Below are 18,158 nucleotides of genomic sequence, written 5' to 3' on the forward strand. Positions count from 1 at the left end.
CTCAACCACGCACAGCGGCCACAGCGGCCTGACCTTGCACGGGAGCCAGCTCACGCCGGGCACCCCAAACAGACATGTACAGGTTGTACGCCATCAGCACCATGCCGCTCAGGAACATCGCACCACCCAAGGCACGCACGACATAAGGAATGTGCATAAAGGTCACGGTTTCGACGAAGGTGTAGGCCAGGTTGCCGTACTGGTCAAAGGCGCGCAGCATCAAACCTTGGCCGATACCCGACACCCACATCGCCACGATGTACAGCACGACACCGATCGTCGCGATCCAGAAGTGGGCGAACACGAGGCGGGTGGAGTACAACTTCACGCCCCACAGCCGTGGCACCATGTGATAGAACGATCCGATGGTAATCATGGCCACCCAACCGAGCGCGCCTGAGTGGACATGACCGATCGTCCAGTCCGTGTAATGCGAGAGCGCATTCACAGATTTGAGCGACATCATCGGGCCTTCAAAAGTGGACATCCCGTAGAACGCCAGTGCGGTAATCAAGAACAGCATGATGGGATCCGTACGCAGCTTTTCCCAAGCGCCTGAGAGCGTCATGATGCCGTTGATCATCCCGCCCCAGGACGGCAGGAGCAGCAGGATGGAAAAAGTCGCCGCCAGGGTAGATACCCAGTCCGGCAGCGCCGTCCAGTGCAGGTGATGTGCGCCTACCCACATATAGAGGAAGGACAACGCCCAGAAGTGAACGATTGACAAGCGATAGGAGTAAATCGGACGACCGGCCTGCTTCGGCACGAAGTAATACATCATCCCGAGGAAGGCCGCAGTCAAGAAGAAGCCCACCGCATTATGGCCATACCACCACTGAGTCATCGCATCCTGTACGCCAGAGAACAGGCTGTAAGAATCCAGGCTGTTCCAAGCCACCGGCACCGCGAGGTTGTTGAAAATATGCAGCAACGCCGTCGCCAGAATGAACGCCATGTAGAACCACAGCGCCACATAAATATGCGGCTGGCTCCGATTTTTGATGGTCATCGTAAACACCAGCGCATAAGCAACCCAGGTCACCAAGATACCCAAGTCAACCGGCCAAACAAACTCAGCGTATTCGCGCGCCTGGGTGTAGCCCATCATGTAAAGGATCACACCAATGCCGATGCTCAGCTGCCAACCCCAGAAAGTAAATTCCGGCAGAAACTTTCCACCCCACAGACGAGTCTGACAGGTGCGTTGAACGATATAGTAAGAAGTGGCAAACAGCGCACTGCCGCCGAAGCCGAAAATCACCAGACTGGTATGCACCGGACGAAGGCGACCGAAGGTGATTTCCGCAATATCGAAGTTCAGAAAGGGCCACGCCAGTTCGCTTGCGATGTACACGCCAGCAGACATGCCTAACAGACCCCAAACCATCGCCATGATGGCAAATTTTTTGACAATGTCGTAATTGTACTGCTCTGCCGTTATAGCCGCTGTGTTCGCAGACATCTTGACCCCTCCACTCGAGTTTTAACCGACTCAAAACGCCCAGCGTCAGAGCCTCCAATTTCAAGGCGCCATATTAAAGCATTCTAAAACACACAAAAACCAACAAAAAAACTCATGTACTCATACATACAACACAGCCAACCCTTTGATTTTTATTGACCAATATGCCTTCGCCCAACAAAAATCCAACCAACAAGCCCTTGCATAAACAAATTCTATTAAGGTAAATGACGATCTTTTGTGTCATTTGACACACTCTCAACACGCAGTGGCGCAGAACCAAGCAACGGAGAAATACCCGCCCCCCAGCCCAAACCGTAAATCACTTCATAGGTCAGCGGCACTCCCTGCGGCTCCGCCTGCGCCGACAAAGCGGCCATGAACGCTTGCCATGCCTTACGCCCCGTCAACCCCCTCGGGCGCGTCGTCAGGCTGTTGCCCACACCCACCGCCCGCAGCTCCGCCAACAGCGCATCTGCGCTCGAATAATGCGCCGTCAATTGCTCCTGATCGATGACCGGGTCAGCAAAACAGGCGGACACCAGGGCATCCCCGACTTCATGCAAATCCGTAAACTGGTTGATATGCGCCGCATGATCCACGGATCGCCAGGCCAGCCGGCATTCCCGCAAAGTCTGCGGCCCCAAGGTCGTGAACAGAAACGCCCCGCCTGCGGCCAATACGCGCGCCACTTCGGCAAACAGCCGGGGTAGATCCTGACTCCATTGCACGGCGAAATTCGAGACCACCACATCAAAGCTGCCCGCCGCAAACGGCAGTTGGTGCATATCCGCACAGACCACCGCCCGGCGTCGCCAGATCCTACCCTGTTTGGGCACGCGTGCCAGCAGGGCTTCCGCCAAATCGAGCGACACAACCTGCGCCCGAGGAAACCGTCGGCGCATCGCCACCGTGAGCTGGCCAGTGCCCGCGCCCAAATCCAGAATGCGCCGCGGGGTCAAGCGCAGCCATTCAAACCGCTCGTCCAGGCGGCGGCCGATTTCCTGCTGCACCAACGCATGACGGTCGTAGGTGTCGCTGGCGCGGTTGAAGCGTGCGCGCACGCGGGCGGTATCGAGCAAATCGTGGTCAGTCATGCGTCATGAGTTCCGCCAGTAAGCGATCAGGGTGCGTGAAAGGCAAGCCGTGACCGGCCGCAGAAACCCGCGTGGCCGACTTCGGCAGACGGCCCGGTTCGGGGACGAGTGGATCTTCACCGCCGCACAACCAGCGCAGGGGAAGGTCTTCGACCCAGGGGCGATGATCCAGCCGCGCCAACCAGTCCAGACCAGCGCACAACACCGCAGGATCTCGCTCCCTCGGTAAATGCTCGACCGGCAGGCGCAACCATTGATCAAACTGCGCTAATGCCCCCTCGGGATCGCGCAACACCTGCCGTCGCAGGGCATGTAAAGCCACCGCTGACACACCAGGCCAGCCGGTCTGGGGCTCCGCGAGAAATCGGGGAGATGCGCTAACTACGCAAGCGGGCTCGGGTCGCCAACGCTGCCGGATGACCGATTCAGCCAGCAAACTCCCGCCGAGCGACCAACCCAAGGCCGCATAGGCGCCCGGTATTAGCGGCGACCCATCGGGCGCGTGGGACGCATCGCCGGTCATCCAAGCGGCAAAACCCTCGGCAGATAGCGGCACCCATCGAAGCGCACCGGGCCATTGCCCCGCAAGCGACTGCAGCCACCCCGTCCACATGGCCGGGGTGAACGACCAACCCGCGATCAAATACACGGTTTTCTCGGAGGAATCGGCTGGGCACATTTGCGCTTACGCCTCGCCTGTCGGGATAATAGGCTGAGGCAGCATCGACTGTCGCTTTGGCTCGAAGGTACTCATGCTGGATTTTTCTTCTCCCGCCGCCCTGGGCGGTGTTGCGCTCGTCAGTTATTTTATCGGTTCGATTGCCAGTGCCGTGCTGGTCGCCCGGTTGTTCGGCTTGCCGGATCCCCGCACCGCCGGTTCCGGCAACCCCGGCGCAACCAATGTGCTGCGCCTCGGCGGCAAAAAGGCGGCCATCCTCACCTTGCTGGGCGATCTCGGCAAGGGGATTCTGCCAGTGTTATTCCTGCGGCTGTTGCAGGCACCGGACGCCGCACTTGCGCTGGCCGCTTTTGCTGCCTTTATCGGGCATCTGTTCCCGGTATTTTTTGGCTTCAAGGGCGGCAAGGGCGTGGCGACCGCGGCCGGGGCGCTGCTGGCGCTCAGCCCGCCCGTGGGCGCGCTCTGCGTCACCACCTGGCTGGCTTCAGCCTATTTTACGCGCTATTCCTCGCTGTCCGCGCTGCTCGCCGCCGTGATTGCAGCCTTGGCAGCAGTGTATCTGGCTCCGCCGGTCATCTCGCTGGCCATCAGCGCCATGTCCGCCCTATTGATCGCCCGCCATCACCGCAACATTCGACGCCTTTGGCGTGGCGAAGAACCCAAAATCGGCAAGAAATAACTCAACCCGATTCCAAGGCCATCAACGGCCAACGCGGCCGCACGGTGAACGGGCTACCGGCATCCCGCTGACCAGTACCCACACGCAGGGCGGTCACCAGGGCAATCATGGCGGCATTGTCCGTGCACAATACCGTCGGCGGATAGAACGCCAGGCCACCGCGTTCCTTCATCAAGGCCGCCAGCCGGGCGCGCAGGGGCCGGTTGGCGGCCACGCCGCCCGCCAGCACCAATCGCTCAAACCCCGTCTGATTCAAGGCGCGGATGATTTTAATGACCAGGGTATCGATCACGGCCTGCTCAAAAGACGCCGCGACATCCCGATGCGGCACACCCTGTGCGATCGACAGGGCAACGGCCGTTTTCAATCCGCTGAAACTGAAATCGAGTCCGGGACGATCAGTCATCGGCCGAGGAAACGCGATGGCCGTTCGATCCCCCTGCGCCGCCAAAGCAGATAACGCCGCACCGCCGGGATAACCCAAGCCCATGAGTTTCGCCGATTTATCAAACGCTTCACCCACGGCATCGTCGATACTTTCCCCCAGCAACTCATACGCCCCCAGCCCGCGCACCGCGATGAGCTGGGTGTGCCCGCCGGAGACCAATAGCGCCAGAAACGGAAACTCTGGCGCAGGCTGATCGAGCAAGGGCGCCAGAATATGTCCTTCGAGATGATGAATGCCCAGTGTCGGCAGCCCGCGTGCCACAGCCAACCCCTTGGCAAACGCGGCGCCCGTCATGAGCGCGCCCTGCAAACCGGGTCCCTGGGTATAGCCGATGGCATCGATCTGCGCCAATGAACAATCGGCTTCCGCCAGCGCCTGGGTCAAAAGGCTCGGCAACTTGAGCACATGGTCGCGCGCCGCCAATTCCGGCACTACGCCGCCGAAGCGCGCATGCACGGCCGTTTGTGAGTGAATCTGATTGGCCAGCAGTCCCGCCGTGGTGTCATAGACCGCTATCGCGGTTTCATCGCAGGAAGTTTCGATACCCAGAACACGCATGACGGTGCTTTCGTTATTTTGAGGCGTCGGATGATACCGCAGCGGGTGTCATGGGCGCGGGTTTCATGGGCGAATGCGCCAAGAGTTGATCGATCAGCGCTCGAACCTTGGGCGCATCCCAATCAATCGAGGCGTTGACCGAATAGCGCACACGCCCCTGCGCATCGACCAGAAAGGAGCTGGGAAAGGCAAACACGCCCCATTGTTTGGCGACCGAACCATCCCGGTCGAGCAGCACGGGAAAATTCAGGCCAAAGGGCTGGATAAAGGTCGAGACTTCTTGCGGTGATTCCTTGAAATTAATGGATAACACCCGCAATTGGCTGGGCGCATAATGCCCGGCCAGCGCTTTCATCGAGGGGATCTCTTCCACGCAATGCGGGCACCAGCTCGCCCAGAAATTCACCAGCGTCACGCCCGCCATCGGCTGACCAGGTGCCATCAACCGCACCAGATTGCCCTCGACATCGGGCAGATCGAAATTATGTGCCGGTGGGGGCGGTTCATGCGCAATCAAGCCAAATTGCTGCTGCAAGGGCTTCTCCAGCGCCTCATCGATCGGCAATACCCGTGTTGGGTGCGGGGCTTGCGCCAACAGGCTCGTGAAACGCAGCAATTGCGCGGGTAATTGCTGCATCGCCCGAGCCTCGTACGGTTTCATCAAAGCGGGCAGATGCGTCAGCGTATCGTTTTGCGCCTCATGCAGGTGCAGCGGGAAATAATCACGCACATCGGGAATGATGTGCGCGAAGGCCGGACTCCCCGCCGTCTGCAATTGATCGAGCAGTTGCCCCAGACGATTCCGGTTCACCCCGCGCTCGGGTTCAAGAATCATCACGGGCATGTTGGTGGCCGAGACGATGCCCAGAAACTGGGGCTGAACCCCCGCAACCGGGGTGCCCCGATAGAGATTGGGGAACAACAGGATCGCGCCGGCCACGGCGCGGGTGTTCTGAACCGACCGCTGCCAGTGATGCAGGCCGCGCAGAATGGGCACCGCCATCCGATCCAGCCCCACCAAAACCACCGGCCGCCCGGTCTTGACCCCGGCATCGATCAACGCCGCGACGGCGTGGCCGTTCAGGGTGCGAACGCTATCGTTGGTGCGCGAGAGCAATAAGGAGTCGAGTAGATCGACCTGCCAGACGGTCGCCCCGCGTCGGGCGAGCGCGTGCGCCAAGGCCCGCTCGCCTTCGGTTTTGCCATATTGATTGGTCAACCACAGAAACAGCGGCTGGGTGGGGTGCTCGGCTCCAATCACGGTCACATCGAGCTGATTCCCCTGTGTGCCATACGGTAGGGAAAAATCCGCCCAAGCGGCTTGAGTCAACCCCAGCCCGCCAAGCCAGCATAGCCAGATCAATAACCGCCACGGCCGCATGATGCCTCCCCAGATCGGGGAATGCCTCGTCCCCGTTCGCAATTTCACCCTTGGGTCAATACAATGCCCCAACCCGGCGCGGACAACGATGGCGCGCGCATTTCAATAACAAGCTAATTATATAGACCATGACTCAAATCGCCGCCCCGTTTATGGAATCCCACCTTCCCCAGCTGCCGTTGCTCCACCGCGGCAAGGTGCGCGATATGTACGGCATCAGCGAACAGGAGCTGTTGATCGTCACCACCGACCGTCTTTCCGCGTTCGATGTCATTCTACCCACGCCGATTCCCGATAAAGGGCGTGTGCTGACGGCGATTGCCAATTTCTGGTTCGACCGGCTCGCGCACCTCGTGCCGAATCACCTGATGCCCGATCAATCGCTGGATGCGCTGATCCCCGACCCCAGCCTGCGCGCGCCCTTGCTGGGGCGCAGTATCCGCGTCAAACGGCTCAAAGCGTTACCCATCGAGGCCGTGGTTCGGGGCTATCTGATCGGCTCCGGCTACAAGGATTACCAGGCTTGTGGATCGGTGTGCGGCATTCCCCTGCCGCCAGGCTTGCAACTCGGCGAGCGCCTGCCCGAACCGATTTTCACACCAGCGACCAAAGCCGCGGTGGGCGAACACGATGAAAACATCGATTTCGCCACCATGAGCGCCACGCTCGGCGCGCCGCTGGCGGAGGCTGTCCGGCGGATCTCGCTGGCCATGTATCAAGAGGCGGCGGCCTACGCCCTCGCACGCGGCATCATCATTGCAGATACCAAGTTCGAATTCGGCATCGACGAGGCGGGCACCCTGCATGTCATCGACGAAGTGCTGACCCCCGATTCGTCCCGCTTCTGGCCGGTCGATGCGTACCGCCCCGGCATCAGCCCGCCGTCGTTCGACAAGCAATTCGTGCGCGATTGGCTCGAAACGCTGGATTGGAATAAACAGGCGCCCGGCCCCGTGATCCCGCCCGAGATCGTCCGCCAAACCCGCGACCGCTACCTCGAAGCTTATCGGCGGCTGACCGGGCACGCGCTGCCCGCCGCCTAATGGTGTCGCCGCGCGGCTGGGTATTGCTCGCCACGGACACGGGCGTCGGCAAAACCACCCTCGGCGCTGCCCTCGCCGCCGAACTGACCCAGCGCGGCACCCGCGTTGCCGTGAGAAAACCGGTGGAGACCGGCTGCATCGAACGCAACGGCGAACGCCACCCCGCCGACGGTGCCGCCCTATGGCAGGCCGCCGGAGAGATCGAACCCCTGAAAACCGTCTGCCCGCTGCGTTTTGCCGCCCCCCTGGCAGCGCCCGAAGCCGCGCGGCAGGAAGGCTGCCGCCTCGATTTGGTCAACGATCTTTTGCCGCACCTGCCGCCACAGTCGTCGAGCAGGGCGGATGTCTGGCTGGTCGAAACCGCCGGCGGGCTGTGCTCACCGGTTGCCGAACAGGCATTGAACCTCGACCTGGCCGCCGCCACGGGTTTGCCCGTGATCCTGATCGCGCCCGACCGCCTGGGCAGCCTGAGCGCTTTATTCAGCGCCTTGATGATTCTGGCCGCGCGCCGCCTGCCGCTGGCCGCCGTCGTCCTCAATCAATCCGCGCCGCCAACGGCCAACGCACCGGACAACCTCAGCGCTCTGCGGCACTGGCTGCCGCAGCTATCGCCAGATGCCGCGCCGGCCATCGTCCACATCCCCTGGCAAGCCGCGCAGGCCGGCGCCGTGCTTTGGCGGGCGCTCGACTCGCCAACCTCCCGCAATGGCTGAATACCCGCCGCCTTGATCGACTGTGAGAGACGCTCAGAACGCGGTATCGCGGGTTTCCCGCACCAGCCAGAGACCCACAAGCGTCAACCCAGCGGCCGCCGATAGGTAATACCCCACCGCCTGCAGCCCCACATGGGTTGCCAGCCAGGTCGCGATATACGGTGCCAGCGAAGCGCCAAAAATCCCCGCGAGATTGAACGCCAGAGAAGCGCCGGTATAGCGCACCGCCGTGGGAAACAATTCGGACAAGAGGGTGCCCAGCGGGCCATAGGTCAAGCCCATCAGTGCCAGTCCCAACACCAAAAACGCGGTCACGGCAGACAGGTCATTGGCGATGAACAGGGGCGCAAAGGCAAAGCCGAACAGAAAAATGAGTACGGTAATCCCCATCAACACCACCCGCCGCCCCAGCCGATCCGCCAGCACGCTGGACACGGGGATCATCGCGGCGAAGAACAGCACCGCAAACAACTGCACCAGCAAAAACGATTCCCGCGAGTAGCGCAGCTGGTTTGTGCCATAGGTCAGCGCGAACACCGTCATCAGATAGAAAGTGACATAGGTGGCCAGCGCCACCAGGATCCCGATCGACAGGGCGCGGCCATGATGCCGGAACACGGCCAGAAAAGGATGACGCACCCGCTCCTGCCGCGCCATTGCTGCGGAGAAACTCGGGGTTTCCGTCAACTGCAGCCGAACATACAGCCCGACGACGACCAGCACCGCACTGGCAAGGAAGGGGATGCGCCAGCCCCAGGCAAAAAACTGTGCCTCATCGAGCAGCCCACCCAGAATCAGAAAAGTGCCACTGGACAGCACAAAGCCAAGCGGCGCGCCCAACTGGGGAAACATGCCATACCAGGCGCGCTTGCCCGGCGGGGCATTTTCCGTCGCCAACAACACCGCGCCGCCCCATTCGCCGCCCAGGCCAAGCCCCTGACCGAAGCGGAACAAGGCCAACAGCGCGGGCGCCCAGAGGCCGATCTGTTCATAGGTGGGAAGCAAACCGATCGCCACCGTCGAAAGCCCCATAGTGAGGAGCGCCGTGACCAGGGTGGTTTTTCGGCCGACGCGGTCGCCAAAATGACCGAACACGGCGGCACCGATCGGGCGCGCAAAGAACGCGAGCGCGAAGGTTGCCAGCGACTGCAGGATGGCGCTATTGGGATCCGTCGCCGGGAAAAACAGCCGGGGGAAGACCAGTGCTGCTGCGGTCGCGAAAATATAGAAATCGAAAAATTCGATGGTGGTGCCAATCAAACTGGCAAAGAGCACCGTCCGGGGCTTATTGAGCGGGGCATGCACGCCAGATCACCCCGAGCGGTCAGGCTTTCGGCGCAGGAATCTTGTTCGCCGCGCGCGTCGCATCCAGCACCTGCTGCGCATCCGCCGCCTCTTTGGTCAGACCGAGCTTGTGGTATGCGGCAATCAGAATTTCCAGCGCGGGGATCGTCGAAGTGGAGCCATTGAATTCGCTCAGAGCGTTTTGCGCACGGTTCGCCGCCGCCAACCACGCCCCCCGCTTCATATAGTATTCCGCCACATAAATTTCGTGCTCGGCCAGATAGTTACGGATCTTGACCAGCCGAACGCTGGCATCTTCCACATACTTGCTGTTCGGAAAGCGCGTGACCAATTCGCTGAATGCTTTGTAGGCATTGCGCAGGATGCTTTGATCCCGGTAGGCGAGGTTGGGCTTCACAATGTGATTGAGAAAGGAATCACCGCGCCCCATATTGGCCAACCCCTTGAGATACAAGGCATAGTCCACATTCTTGCCTTGCGGGTGCAGCTGAATGTAACGATCCGCTGCGGCGATGGCGGAATCCGGCTCGTCGTATTTGTAATAGGCGTAGGCCACTTCCAGCTGGGCTTGCTCGGTGTACGCGCCGAAGGGATAACGGCCTTCGAGGGTTTCATATTTCTTGATCGCCGTGCCATAGTCATCCCGACGCATGGCGCTGGACGCTTCATCGTACAACTGTGCGGCTGAAATCGTGGGATCGGCGAGTTCGGCTTTGTCTTTATCGTCCTTGGAAAACCAGGAACAGCCGCTGGTCAGCGCCAACGCACCGACGATGAGCACGCCGACCAACAGTTTTTTCGGGGAGAACGCTTGGTGTTCAAGGGGAGAAAACGACATACTGGCAAATCCTTGAAGCGAGGGTATACGGGTATTCGGCATAAAAAATGAATCGCGCCATAATCGCAGATTCAGGCCAATTAACCAAGCGCCTCGCCTCGGGAATTCCTCATTTTTTATTCTGACAATTTCGTCTTTGGCGCGAAGGAGCCTGCCGTGCAAGTGGCGTATTCATTGACCTTGGGATCGGAGCTGGCCGGCATGCGGCTGGATCAGGCACTCGCCCAATGCTGGCCGGATTTTTCTCGCAGCCGAATCCAGGGCTGGATCAAGGACGGGGAGGTGCTGGTCGATGGGGCACCCGCCCGGCCGCGTGCGACCGTCTTTGGCGGAGAGCAGGTCGAGCTGCTGGCCGAACTGGAGGAAGAAGTCGCCGCCGAACCTCAAGACATTCCGCTCAACATCCTGTTTGAGGATGAGGCGATTCTGGTGCTGAACAAGACCGCAGACATGGTCGTGCATCCCGCCGTGGGCAACCCCGATGGCACGCTGGTCAATGCCCTGCTGTTCCATGACCCCGGCCTGGTGCAGGTGCCCCGAGCGGGCGTGGTGCATCGGCTGGACAAACAAACCTCCGGCGTGATGGTGGTGGCCAAAACGCTGGCCGCCCACAAGATCCTGGTGGAACGACTCGCCGCCCGACAGATTCGCCGCGAATACGATACGGTCGTCACCGGCGTGCTCGACAAACCGGGCACGGTAGACGCCCCAATTGGCCGCCATCCGCGCGATCGGCAGCGACAAGCGGTCACGGCATTCGGCAAGCCAGCCGTCACCCATTACCGCCCGCTGGAAATCTACGGCGGCCATAGCTGGCTGCGGGTTCAGCTCGAAACCGGGCGCACGCATCAAATCCGCGTGCATATGGCGCATATCCGCCACCCGGTGGTGGGCGACCCGGTGTATGGCGGACGGCCGATTCTGCCCCCCCGCGCGCGCGCGGCACTGATCGACATCCTGCGCGGCTTCGGCCGGCAAGCACTGCACGCCCGCTATCTCACGCTGGAACACCCCCTCAGCGGAGAGAAAATGCGCTTCGAAGCACCGTTGCCGGAGGATTTCAAAGAGCTGCTCGCGCTGCTTCAGGAGTATCGCGATCAAATGTCGGGCGGCTCGGCCGCCCTCGACGAAGACGATGATGCGGCCGAGGTCATTTATGTGCGCGAATGAGCCATCCATCGGCTGGCTGGCGGCAGACTGGCCGCTGCCGCCCGGCGTGCAGGCAGGCACCACGACGCGACACGGCGGCGTGAGCCACACGCCTTTCGACACGCTGAATCTCGCCACCCATGTCGGGGACGACCCCGCGGCGGTCACACAGAACCGGCAACGGCTGCGCGCCGCGCTGAAGTTGCCCGCCGAGCCCCGCTGGCTCGATCAGGTGCATGGCACCCTCGTCGCCGAGGACGCTCCAGCGCCCGGCGAATGCCCAGTCGCCGATGCGGCCTACACGAATCAACCCGGCGAGGTGCTGGCCGTGCTGACCGCCGATTGCCTGCCCGTGGTTTTTGCCCGCACCGATGGGCAGGAAATCGCGGTGGCGCATGCCGGGTGGCGCGGGCTCGCCGCGGGCGTGCTCGAATCGACGCTCGCGCGGTTTTCCGCGCCGCCGGGCGCCATTCAGGTCTGGCTGGGCCCGGCCATTGGCGCCCGCGCGTTTGAAGTCGGCGACGAAGTCCGCACCGCCTTTCTTGCGGTCGATGCCGACAGCACCGACGCCTTTGAGCCCACGGGCACACCCGGCAAATGGTGGGCTGATCTGTTCTGGCTCGCCCGTCGGCGACTGGCGCGCGCGGGGATTTCGGCAATCTTTGGCGGCGGCCTCTGTACGGCGAGCCTGAGGGAACAGTTCTATTCCTATCGAGGTTCGGGCGGCCGGTGCGGCCGGATGGCGACGCTCGTCTGGCGCAGCCGCTGACCCGACAGGAACCTTTGCGGATTGCGCATCTCGAAAAGTTGACCATAATCCGGTCTCTCCCTGTTCACCCCTATTCGACACAAGGAACTCCCGTCATGTCTGATTCCTGGCTCATCCTGACCCTCGTCGGCGCCGACCGGCCGGGTATTGTCGCGAATGTCACCCGCGTGCTATACGCCGTCGGTGCCGAACTGGGCGAGGCCGCGATGATGCGGCTCGGCAACCAGTTCGCCATCATGATGATGGTGCGCGGCGCCGGCAGCGTCGGCGATGTGACCGGACTCCTCGAATCCGTGCGCGCGGCGTTCAGCCTGAAACTGCATATCGATGAAACAGATGCCGCGTTGCACCAGTCCCGCGAGCCAGATGTCCTGGTCACGGTACACGGCGCCGATCGCGCGGGGATCGTGGCCGATGTGACTGGCGCTTTGCTGGAATCGGGCTTCAATGTGCTGGATCTGCGTTCGGATGTCGGCGGCACCGCCGACGCCCCAATCTACATCATGCAAATCGAAGGCGAGGCGCGGCAAGGCATCGAGGCCGTGGAACGCGCCGTCGCCGGGCTGGGTCAGGGGCTGACCGTGCGGGTGCAGGCTCTGGACACCGTGCGGGGGTAATCGTGGCGGCCTTACCGATTCTCACCTACCCCGATCAGCGGCTGAAAACCGTGTGTGATCCGGTGGACGATTTCGGCACAGAGCTGCAATCGTTCATCGACCATCTGCTCGAAACCTGCGCCGGTGGGCCGGGTGCCGTCGGCATCGCGGCGCCCCAGGTCGGGCGGCTGCAGCGCATCTGTTTCGTCGATGCCACCAAAGCCAAGCGACCGGTGGAAAACCACGGCCCGCTGGTGCTCATCAACCCGGAAATCACCCATTGGGATGGGTTTGCCGTCGGGCGCGAGGGCTGTCTTTCCGTCCCCGATTACACCGGCAAGGTGATTCGCGCGGAAACCATCGAGCTCCAGGCACGGGATCGCAACGGCAAACCCTGTCAATTTACGCTCAAAGGATTTGAAGCACGCATCGCCCAGCACGAGGTCGATCACCTCGACGGGATTTTGTTTCTCGACCGCTTGGTCAGCCGTCATGCGGATCTTAAGCGGCGCTGAGCCCCGAAAGCCGCCGTGCTTCAACGAATATCGTGAATCGACAGTTGTTTGCCCAGAATCTTCGGCTCGATCAACGCATAGCCCTGCTGCTGTAAGCCCACGAGATCGGCCATCGCCGACGGCACAATGGTGACAAAGGGCTGCATCTCGGCCGGGGTGTAGTCGTAATCATGCAGCGCCAAACCGCAGACATGAAATTGCACGCCCAGATCGTGGTAATAGCGCATGCGTTCCACCGCCTCCTGGTATTTGGCCTCGTTCTTTTTGGCCAGCGTGACGATCTCGGTGCCATGAATCACGACCACGATCTTCATCATCTCCGGCGCCTCGTTGTAGGGCGCGTCCATCAATGGCTGAATCAAGGAACGAATCCAGAACAAGCCCGCATTGATCTCGTCGGGTCGGGCGAAATAAAAATCGAACACCACCTTCGGCGAAGGATAGGCCGGATTTTCCACCCGGGCACCCGGCGTGCTTTCGACCGCCGAGGCAGCCGCAGAAGCACCACTCACCAGCACGCCCGTCATCATCAACAGCAAAATCAGGGTACGCATGACACACTCCCGTCGGCATTTATTTCCTTAGTCTAAGATGGGTTTTCTGCGCAAAACCACGCAAAAAACACGGAAAGTATCCGCTAATACACGAATACAGCCCCATTCTGACCGATTCTGCAAAGAAACTGACACCGAAGCGACACAACGGCGTCACCTCCGCACGGCATAAAGCGGCAAGTCCTGCCCATCCTCCTGAGGAGTGACCCATGCCCAATGCCACAACCCGGTTGCGCTACCGCAGTGTCTTTATCTCCGACATCCACCTCGGCACACGGGATGCCCGCGTCGAATATCTGCTGGATTTTCTGACGCATATCGAGTGCGACTATCTGTTTCTGGATGGCGATGTCTTCGACATCTGGAAAATGCGCACCCATCGCTGGCACTGGCCGATGATCAACACCCGCTTGCTGCAGCGATTCATCGAATTAGCCGCCTCAGGCACCCGGGTCATTTATGTGCCCGGCAATCACGATGAATTCTTCCGCGATTATCTCGCGGCCGACATGGCGGGCGTCGAGGTGCATCGCAACTATCGCCACACGCTGGCCGATGGCCGGCTTGCCTTGATTCTGCATGGCGACGAATTCGATGGCGTGGTGCGGCACAACCGTCTGCTCAAATGGATCGGCAACGCGGGCTACGAAGCACTGATGTGGATGAACCGCCTCAGCCACCACCTACGCCGCAAGTTGGGCAAAGACTACTGGTCCCTCTCACTGGCCATTAAAAACCAAGTGCCGAACGCCCGGGTTTATATCGAAAAATTTGAAGAAGCCGCCCTGCGGCACGCGCGGGAGCAGTCGGTCGAGGTCATCATTTGCGGCCACATTCATCACGCAAACCTGCGCGAGGTCGATGGCGTGTGCTACGCCAATGCCGGGGACTGGGTCGAGCACTGCACCGCCATTACCGAGCACCTCGATGGCCGTTTGGAGCTGGTTCATTGGGCGAAGGAAAGCGCCGATCGGCTCGATGCGCGCCTGCCCGCGCCGACGGCGGACGCCGTGCCCGTGTCGCCGCGCGTCTCCTCGATCTAACCGCCCCACCACGCAAAAAAATCCCCCGGATTGGCCGCGGGGGTTCGACTCGGCATGACGCACTCGACCGATCAGCGGTCGCGCAGCGCCATCACCCAGGCTTCCATCGCCTGCGTGGCGATCGGCATCGGCGGTTCAAGGAAGTTGATGACAAACTGATCGGCGAATTCGGTAACGCCAATCGAGCGGGGGCGCACAGCCATCACGCGCGGGTTCGGCAGTTTGATGCCGAAGCAGAAAATGATGTGCTGCGCCGCCAGAATTTCGGGCGCGATCTCACCCTCCGGCAAGGCGCGGGTATGCGCGTAATGGTCAAAAAGGCCGATGAATGCGGCATTCGGGTTGGCCAAAATCTGCGCCTTCAACCGCGCGATGACCTCGGCCGCGTTCTGGGCGGTCGTTTCCTGTTTGCTCAGCACCAGTTCATAGACCGGGTATTTTTCATTGAAATGGGTTTGTTGCATCGAGCCATCCTCATAATTTATTGATCATAAATCATGATAATTGATGTACCTCACGATGAACAGCCCCCGGACTCGATCCGACCACCACCAATACCACAGAAAATTTACGGAAATCCGCGCCGGGTTCCCTTGAATTTAGGCAGGACACGCACATATTCAGAGCACTTACCTGAATTTTTCGCACGAGGTTCACTATGCGAATGGATAAATTAACGGCCAAATTTCAACTGGCGCTGGCCGACGCCCAATCGCTGGCGGTTGGCCGGGATCATCAGTTCATCGAGCCGGTGCATGTCCTGCTCGCCTTACTCGATCAGGAAGGTGGCACCGTGCGGCATCTGCTCAGCCAATGCGATGTCAACCTGGGTCTGTTGCGCTCGCAGCTCGGCGAGCAGCTCGACCGTCTGCCGCAGGTTTCCGGCGCCGCGGCGGGCGAGGTGCATATTTCCAACGATCTCTCCCGCCTGCTGAATGTCACCGACAAACTCGCGCAGCAGCGCAAAGATCAGTTCATTTCCAGCGAATTGTTCGTGCTGGCCGCCGCCGAGGACAAAAGCACACTGGGCGAACTCCTGCGCAAAGCCGGTGCCAGCAAGGGCGTTCTGGAAAAGGCCATCAACACCCTGCGCGGTGGGCAGCCCGTCAACGATGCCAATGCCGAGGAATCCCGTCAGGCGCTGGAGAAATACACGGTGGATCTCACCGCCCGAGCCGAATCCGGCAAGCTCGATCCGGTAATCGGCCGCGATGAGGAAATTCGCCGCGCCATCCAGGTGCTGCAACGGCGCACCAAAAATAACCCCGTGCTCATCGGCGAGCCGGGTGTCGGCAAAACGGCGATTGTGGAAGGGCTGGCGCAGCGCATCGTCAACGGCGAGGTGCCGGAAAATCTCAAGGACAAGCGTGTGCTTTCGCTGGACATGGGCGCACTGCTCGCAGGCGCGAAATTCCGTGGGGACTTCGAAGAGCGCCTCAAAGGCGTGCTGAACGATGTCGCCAAGCAGGAAGGCCGGGTGATCCTATTCATCGACGAAATCCACACGATGGTCGGCGCAGGCAAGGCCGATGGCGCGATGGATGCGGGCAATATGCTCAAACCGGCGCTCGCCCGTGGCGAACTGCATTGCATCGGCGCAACCACACTCGATGAATACCGCCAGTACATCGAAAAAGATGCGGCGCTGGAACGCCGCTTCCAGAAAGTGCTGGTCGATGAACCGAGCGTCGAGGACACCATCGCCATCCTGCGCGGCCTGAAAGAGCGCTATGAAGTGCATCACGGCGTGGAAATCACCGACCCGGCGATCGTCGCGGCAGCCACCCTGTCGCACCGGTATATCACCGACCGGCAGTTACCGGACAAAGCCATCGATCTGATCGACGAGGCCGCCTCCCGCCTGCGTATGGAAATCGACTCCAAGCCGGAGGAAATGGATCGGCTCGAACGGCGGCTGATTCAGCTCAAGATCGAACAGGTCGCGCTGAAGAAAGAATCCGACGAAGCCAGCAAGAAACGCCTCGCCGATCTGGAAGAGCAGATCGAGCGCCTGAGCCGCGAATACGCCGATCTCGAAGAAATCTGGAAGGCGGAAAAACTCGCCGTGGAAGGCAGCGCCAAAGTCAAAGAGCAGCTCGATCAAGCGCGCATCGATTTTGAAACCGCCCGCCGCGCCGGGGATCTCGCCCGCATGTCCGAGCTGCAATATGGCCGCATTCCCGAACTGGAACGCCAACTGGCGCAGGCCCAATCGGCTGAACAGGCGGAGACCGCGCCGCAACTCCTGCGCAACAAAGTCACCGACGAAGAAATCGCCGAAGTCGTGTCACGCGCCACCGGCATCCCGGTCGCTAAAATGCTCGAAGGCGAGAAGGATAAATTGCTGCGCATGGAAGAGGCGTTGGGCGCGCGGGTGGTTGGGCAAGTCGAGGCGGTGCGCGCCGTGGCCGATGCGATCCGCCGCTCACGGGCGGGTTTGTCCGACCCGAACCGGCCAAACGGCTCCTTCCTGTTCCTCGGCCCCACCGGGGTCGGGAAAACCGAGTTGACCAAGGCACTCGCCGCCTTCCTGTTCGATACCGAGGAGGCGATGGTGCGCATCGATATGTCCGAGTTCATGGAGAAGCACTCGGTCGCCCGCCTGATCGGCGCGCCGCCGGGCTATGTCGGTTATGAGGAAGGCGGCTATCTGACCGAGGCCGTCCGCCGCAAACCGTACAGCGTGATTCTGCTCGATGAGGTCGAAAAAGCGCATCCCGATGTGTTCAATGTGCTGCTGCAAGTGCTGGATGACGGCCGCCTGACCGATGGCCAGGGGCGCACGGTCGATTTCCGCAACACCGTGATCGTGATGACCTCGAACTTAGGTTCGCACCGGATTCAGGACATGGCTGGCAAGGACGACTACGAGGCGATGAAAGCGGCGGTGCTGGAAGTCGTCGGTGGGCACTTCCGGCCGGAATTCATTAACCGCATCGATGAGGTGGTGGTGTTCCATCCGCTCGGGCGCGAACAGATTCGCCGGATCGTCGATATCCAGATCGACTACCTGCGCAAACGCCTGGCCGACCGCGACCTGACGCTCACCCTGAGCACCGCAGCACTCGACCTGCTGGGCGAAGCGGGATTCGACCCCGTGTATGGTGCCCGCCCGCTGCGCCGCGCCATCCAGCAACGGCTGGAGAACCGCTTGGCGCAGGCAATCCTTCGGGGCGAGTATCTGCCCGGCGACACCATTGCTGTCGATGTGCAAGCCGGGGATCTGCACTTGACCCGCTAAGGCCGCGCGGAATACACCCATCCTTGGGTTTATTCAGCAAGCCCGGTCGCATTGGGGCACCCTGCCCCAAACGGGCGCCGTTGATCCA

Annotated in this window: 18 protein-coding genes; 9 read left to right on the forward strand and 9 right to left on the reverse strand. The window is 61.1% G+C overall.

Going from position 1 to position 18,158, the window contains the following annotated elements:
- Nucleotide 1 precedes the first annotated feature (1 nt).
- From ccoN to VOI35_RS08920, 3 genes are all read right to left on the reverse strand, one after another.
- Complete coding sequence (ccoN, locus tag VOI35_RS08910) at nucleotides 2-1,462, reverse strand: cytochrome-c oxidase, cbb3-type subunit I (RefSeq protein WP_407275700.1); 1,461 nt, start codon at nucleotides 1,460-1,462, stop codon at nucleotides 2-4.
- Nucleotides 1,463-1,680: 218 nt separating this feature from the next.
- Nucleotides 1,681-2,559 carry a malonyl-ACP O-methyltransferase BioC gene (gene bioC / locus VOI35_RS08915; protein ID WP_407275701.1) on the reverse strand — a complete coding sequence of 293 codons (879 nt, stop codon included), beginning with the start codon at nucleotides 2,557-2,559 and terminating at the stop codon, nucleotides 1,681-1,683.
- Nucleotides 2,552-3,238 carry a hypothetical protein gene (locus VOI35_RS08920; RefSeq protein WP_407275702.1) on the reverse strand — a complete coding sequence of 229 codons (687 nt, stop codon included), beginning with the start codon at nucleotides 3,236-3,238 and terminating at the stop codon, nucleotides 2,552-2,554. Before VOI35_RS08920 ends, bioC begins: the two co-directional genes overlap by 8 nt.
- 73 nt (nucleotides 3,239-3,311) lie before the next feature.
- Here VOI35_RS08920 and plsY point away from each other — a divergent pair, with 73 nt between their 5' ends.
- Nucleotides 3,312-3,917 (forward strand): glycerol-3-phosphate 1-O-acyltransferase PlsY, encoded by a 606-nt coding sequence (gene plsY / locus VOI35_RS08925; RefSeq protein ID WP_407275703.1) that lies wholly within the window; start codon nucleotides 3,312-3,314, stop codon nucleotides 3,915-3,917.
- 1 nt (nucleotide 3,918) lies between these two features.
- On the opposite strand, the gene tsaD is transcribed toward plsY, so the two are convergent.
- The gene (tsaD, locus tag VOI35_RS08930; protein WP_407275704.1) at nucleotides 3,919-4,923 is read right to left on the reverse strand and encodes a tRNA (adenosine(37)-N6)-threonylcarbamoyltransferase complex transferase subunit TsaD; all 1,005 of its coding nucleotides are present in this window, start codon (nucleotides 4,921-4,923) and stop codon (nucleotides 3,919-3,921) included.
- A 13-nt stretch (nucleotides 4,924-4,936) separates the two neighbouring features.
- Nucleotides 4,937-6,304, reverse strand: a complete 1,368-nt coding sequence (locus VOI35_RS08935) for a TlpA family protein disulfide reductase (protein ID WP_407275705.1) — start codon at nucleotides 6,302-6,304, stop codon at nucleotides 4,937-4,939.
- Nucleotides 6,305-6,441: 137 nt separating this feature from the next.
- On the opposite strand from VOI35_RS08935, the gene VOI35_RS08940 reads away from it, so the two are divergent.
- Both VOI35_RS08940 and bioD read left to right on the forward strand, forming a co-directional pair.
- Nucleotides 6,442-7,347 (forward strand): phosphoribosylaminoimidazolesuccinocarboxamide synthase, encoded by a 906-nt coding sequence (locus VOI35_RS08940; RefSeq protein WP_407276825.1) that lies wholly within the window; start codon nucleotides 6,442-6,444, stop codon nucleotides 7,345-7,347.
- Complete coding sequence (gene bioD, locus VOI35_RS08945; RefSeq protein ID WP_407275706.1) at nucleotides 7,347-8,060, forward strand: dethiobiotin synthase; 714 nt, start codon at nucleotides 7,347-7,349, stop codon at nucleotides 8,058-8,060. Before VOI35_RS08940 ends, bioD begins: the two co-directional genes overlap by 1 nt.
- Nucleotides 8,061-8,093: 33 nt before the next feature.
- Here bioD and VOI35_RS08950 read toward each other — a convergent pair whose 3' ends face one another.
- Complete coding sequence (locus VOI35_RS08950) at nucleotides 8,094-9,365, reverse strand: MFS transporter (RefSeq protein WP_407275707.1); 1,272 nt, start codon at nucleotides 9,363-9,365, stop codon at nucleotides 8,094-8,096.
- Between the two features lie 19 nt (nucleotides 9,366-9,384).
- Entirely contained in the window at nucleotides 9,385-10,203 is an 819-nt protein-coding gene (locus VOI35_RS08955) for an outer membrane protein assembly factor BamD (protein ID WP_407275708.1), read from the reverse strand.
- 156 nt (nucleotides 10,204-10,359) lie between these two features.
- On the opposite strand from VOI35_RS08955, the gene rluD reads away from it, so the two are divergent.
- The 4 genes from rluD to def all read left to right on the forward strand — a co-directional run bounded on the left by rluD (nucleotide 10,360) and on the right by def (nucleotide 13,232).
- A complete protein-coding gene (gene rluD, locus VOI35_RS08960) occupies nucleotides 10,360-11,373 on the forward strand; it encodes a 23S rRNA pseudouridine(1911/1915/1917) synthase RluD (RefSeq protein WP_407275709.1) in 1,014 nt (337 codons plus the stop codon).
- Nucleotides 11,360-12,121 (forward strand): peptidoglycan editing factor PgeF, encoded by a 762-nt coding sequence (gene pgeF / locus VOI35_RS08965; RefSeq protein ID WP_407275710.1) that lies wholly within the window; start codon nucleotides 11,360-11,362, stop codon nucleotides 12,119-12,121. The genes rluD and pgeF overlap by 14 nt, the downstream gene beginning before the upstream one ends.
- A 95-nt stretch (nucleotides 12,122-12,216) precedes the next feature.
- Nucleotides 12,217-12,738 carry a glycine cleavage system protein R gene (locus VOI35_RS08970; RefSeq protein WP_407275711.1) on the forward strand — a complete coding sequence of 174 codons (522 nt, stop codon included), beginning with the start codon at nucleotides 12,217-12,219 and terminating at the stop codon, nucleotides 12,736-12,738.
- A gap of 2 nt (nucleotides 12,739-12,740) precedes the next feature.
- Nucleotides 12,741-13,232 (forward strand): peptide deformylase, encoded by a 492-nt coding sequence (gene def / locus VOI35_RS08975; RefSeq protein ID WP_407275712.1) that lies wholly within the window; start codon nucleotides 12,741-12,743, stop codon nucleotides 13,230-13,232.
- Between the two features lie 20 nt (nucleotides 13,233-13,252).
- Here def and VOI35_RS08980 read toward each other — a convergent pair whose 3' ends face one another.
- Nucleotides 13,253-13,786, reverse strand: coding sequence for a DsrE family protein (locus VOI35_RS08980; RefSeq protein ID WP_407275713.1), 534 nt, complete (start codon nucleotides 13,784-13,786; stop codon nucleotides 13,253-13,255).
- Between the two features lie 209 nt (nucleotides 13,787-13,995).
- Between VOI35_RS08980 and VOI35_RS08985 the strand changes: the two genes are divergently transcribed.
- On the forward strand, nucleotides 13,996-14,829 hold the full coding sequence (locus tag VOI35_RS08985; RefSeq protein ID WP_407275714.1) for a UDP-2,3-diacylglucosamine diphosphatase: 834 nt from the start codon (nucleotides 13,996-13,998) through the stop codon (nucleotides 14,827-14,829).
- 71 nt (nucleotides 14,830-14,900) lie between these two features.
- On the opposite strand, the gene VOI35_RS08990 is transcribed toward VOI35_RS08985, so the two are convergent.
- On the reverse strand, nucleotides 14,901-15,293 hold the full coding sequence (locus VOI35_RS08990; RefSeq protein WP_407275715.1) for a DUF6858 family protein: 393 nt from the start codon (nucleotides 15,291-15,293) through the stop codon (nucleotides 14,901-14,903).
- A 200-nt stretch (nucleotides 15,294-15,493) separates the two neighbouring features.
- On the opposite strand from VOI35_RS08990, the gene clpB reads away from it, so the two are divergent.
- Nucleotides 15,494-18,070, forward strand: a complete 2,577-nt coding sequence (gene clpB, locus VOI35_RS08995) for an ATP-dependent chaperone ClpB (protein WP_407275716.1) — start codon at nucleotides 15,494-15,496, stop codon at nucleotides 18,068-18,070.
- The last annotated feature ends 88 nt before the right edge of the window (nucleotides 18,071-18,158 follow it).

It is taken from the genome of Halothiobacillus sp. DCM-1 (assembly GCF_045689735.1).
Classification (GTDB): Bacteria; Pseudomonadota; Gammaproteobacteria; order Halothiobacillales; family Halothiobacillaceae; genus Halothiobacillus.

Excerpts from the sequence above, each read along its gene's own strand:
- bioC (WP_407275701.1), bottom strand. The coding sequence starts at position 2,559 with ATGACTGACCACGATTTGCTCGATACCGCCCGCGTGCGCGCACGCTTC.
- VOI35_RS08920 (WP_407275702.1), bottom strand. The coding sequence starts at position 3,238 with ATGTGCCCAGCCGATTCCTCCGAGAAAACCGTGTATTTGATCGCGGGT.
- VOI35_RS08980 (WP_407275713.1), bottom strand. The coding sequence starts at position 13,786 with ATGCGTACCCTGATTTTGCTGTTGATGATGACGGGCGTGCTGGTGAGT.
- plsY (WP_407275703.1), top strand. The coding sequence starts at position 3,312 with ATGCTGGATTTTTCTTCTCCCGCCGCCCTGGGCGGTGTTGCGCTCGTC.
- VOI35_RS08970 (WP_407275711.1), top strand. The coding sequence starts at position 12,217 with ATGTCTGATTCCTGGCTCATCCTGACCCTCGTCGGCGCCGACCGGCCG.
- pgeF (WP_407275710.1), top strand. The coding sequence starts at position 11,360 with ATGTGCGCGAATGAGCCATCCATCGGCTGGCTGGCGGCAGACTGGCCG.
- ccoN (WP_407275700.1), bottom strand. The coding sequence starts at position 1,462 with ATGTCTGCGAACACAGCGGCTATAACGGCAGAGCAGTACAATTACGAC.
- clpB (WP_407275716.1), top strand. The coding sequence starts at position 15,494 with ATGGATAAATTAACGGCCAAATTTCAACTGGCGCTGGCCGACGCCCAA.
- VOI35_RS08990 (WP_407275715.1), bottom strand. The coding sequence starts at position 15,293 with ATGCAACAAACCCATTTCAATGAAAAATACCCGGTCTATGAACTGGTG.
- tsaD (WP_407275704.1), bottom strand. The coding sequence starts at position 4,923 with ATGCGTGTTCTGGGTATCGAAACTTCCTGCGATGAAACCGCGATAGCG.
- VOI35_RS08935 (WP_407275705.1), bottom strand. The coding sequence starts at position 6,304 with ATGCGGCCGTGGCGGTTATTGATCTGGCTATGCTGGCTTGGCGGGCTG.
- VOI35_RS08985 (WP_407275714.1), top strand. The coding sequence starts at position 13,996 with ATGCCCAATGCCACAACCCGGTTGCGCTACCGCAGTGTCTTTATCTCC.
- bioD (WP_407275706.1), top strand. The coding sequence starts at position 7,347 with ATGGTGTCGCCGCGCGGCTGGGTATTGCTCGCCACGGACACGGGCGTC.
- VOI35_RS08955 (WP_407275708.1), bottom strand. The coding sequence starts at position 10,203 with ATGTCGTTTTCTCCCCTTGAACACCAAGCGTTCTCCCCGAAAAAACTG.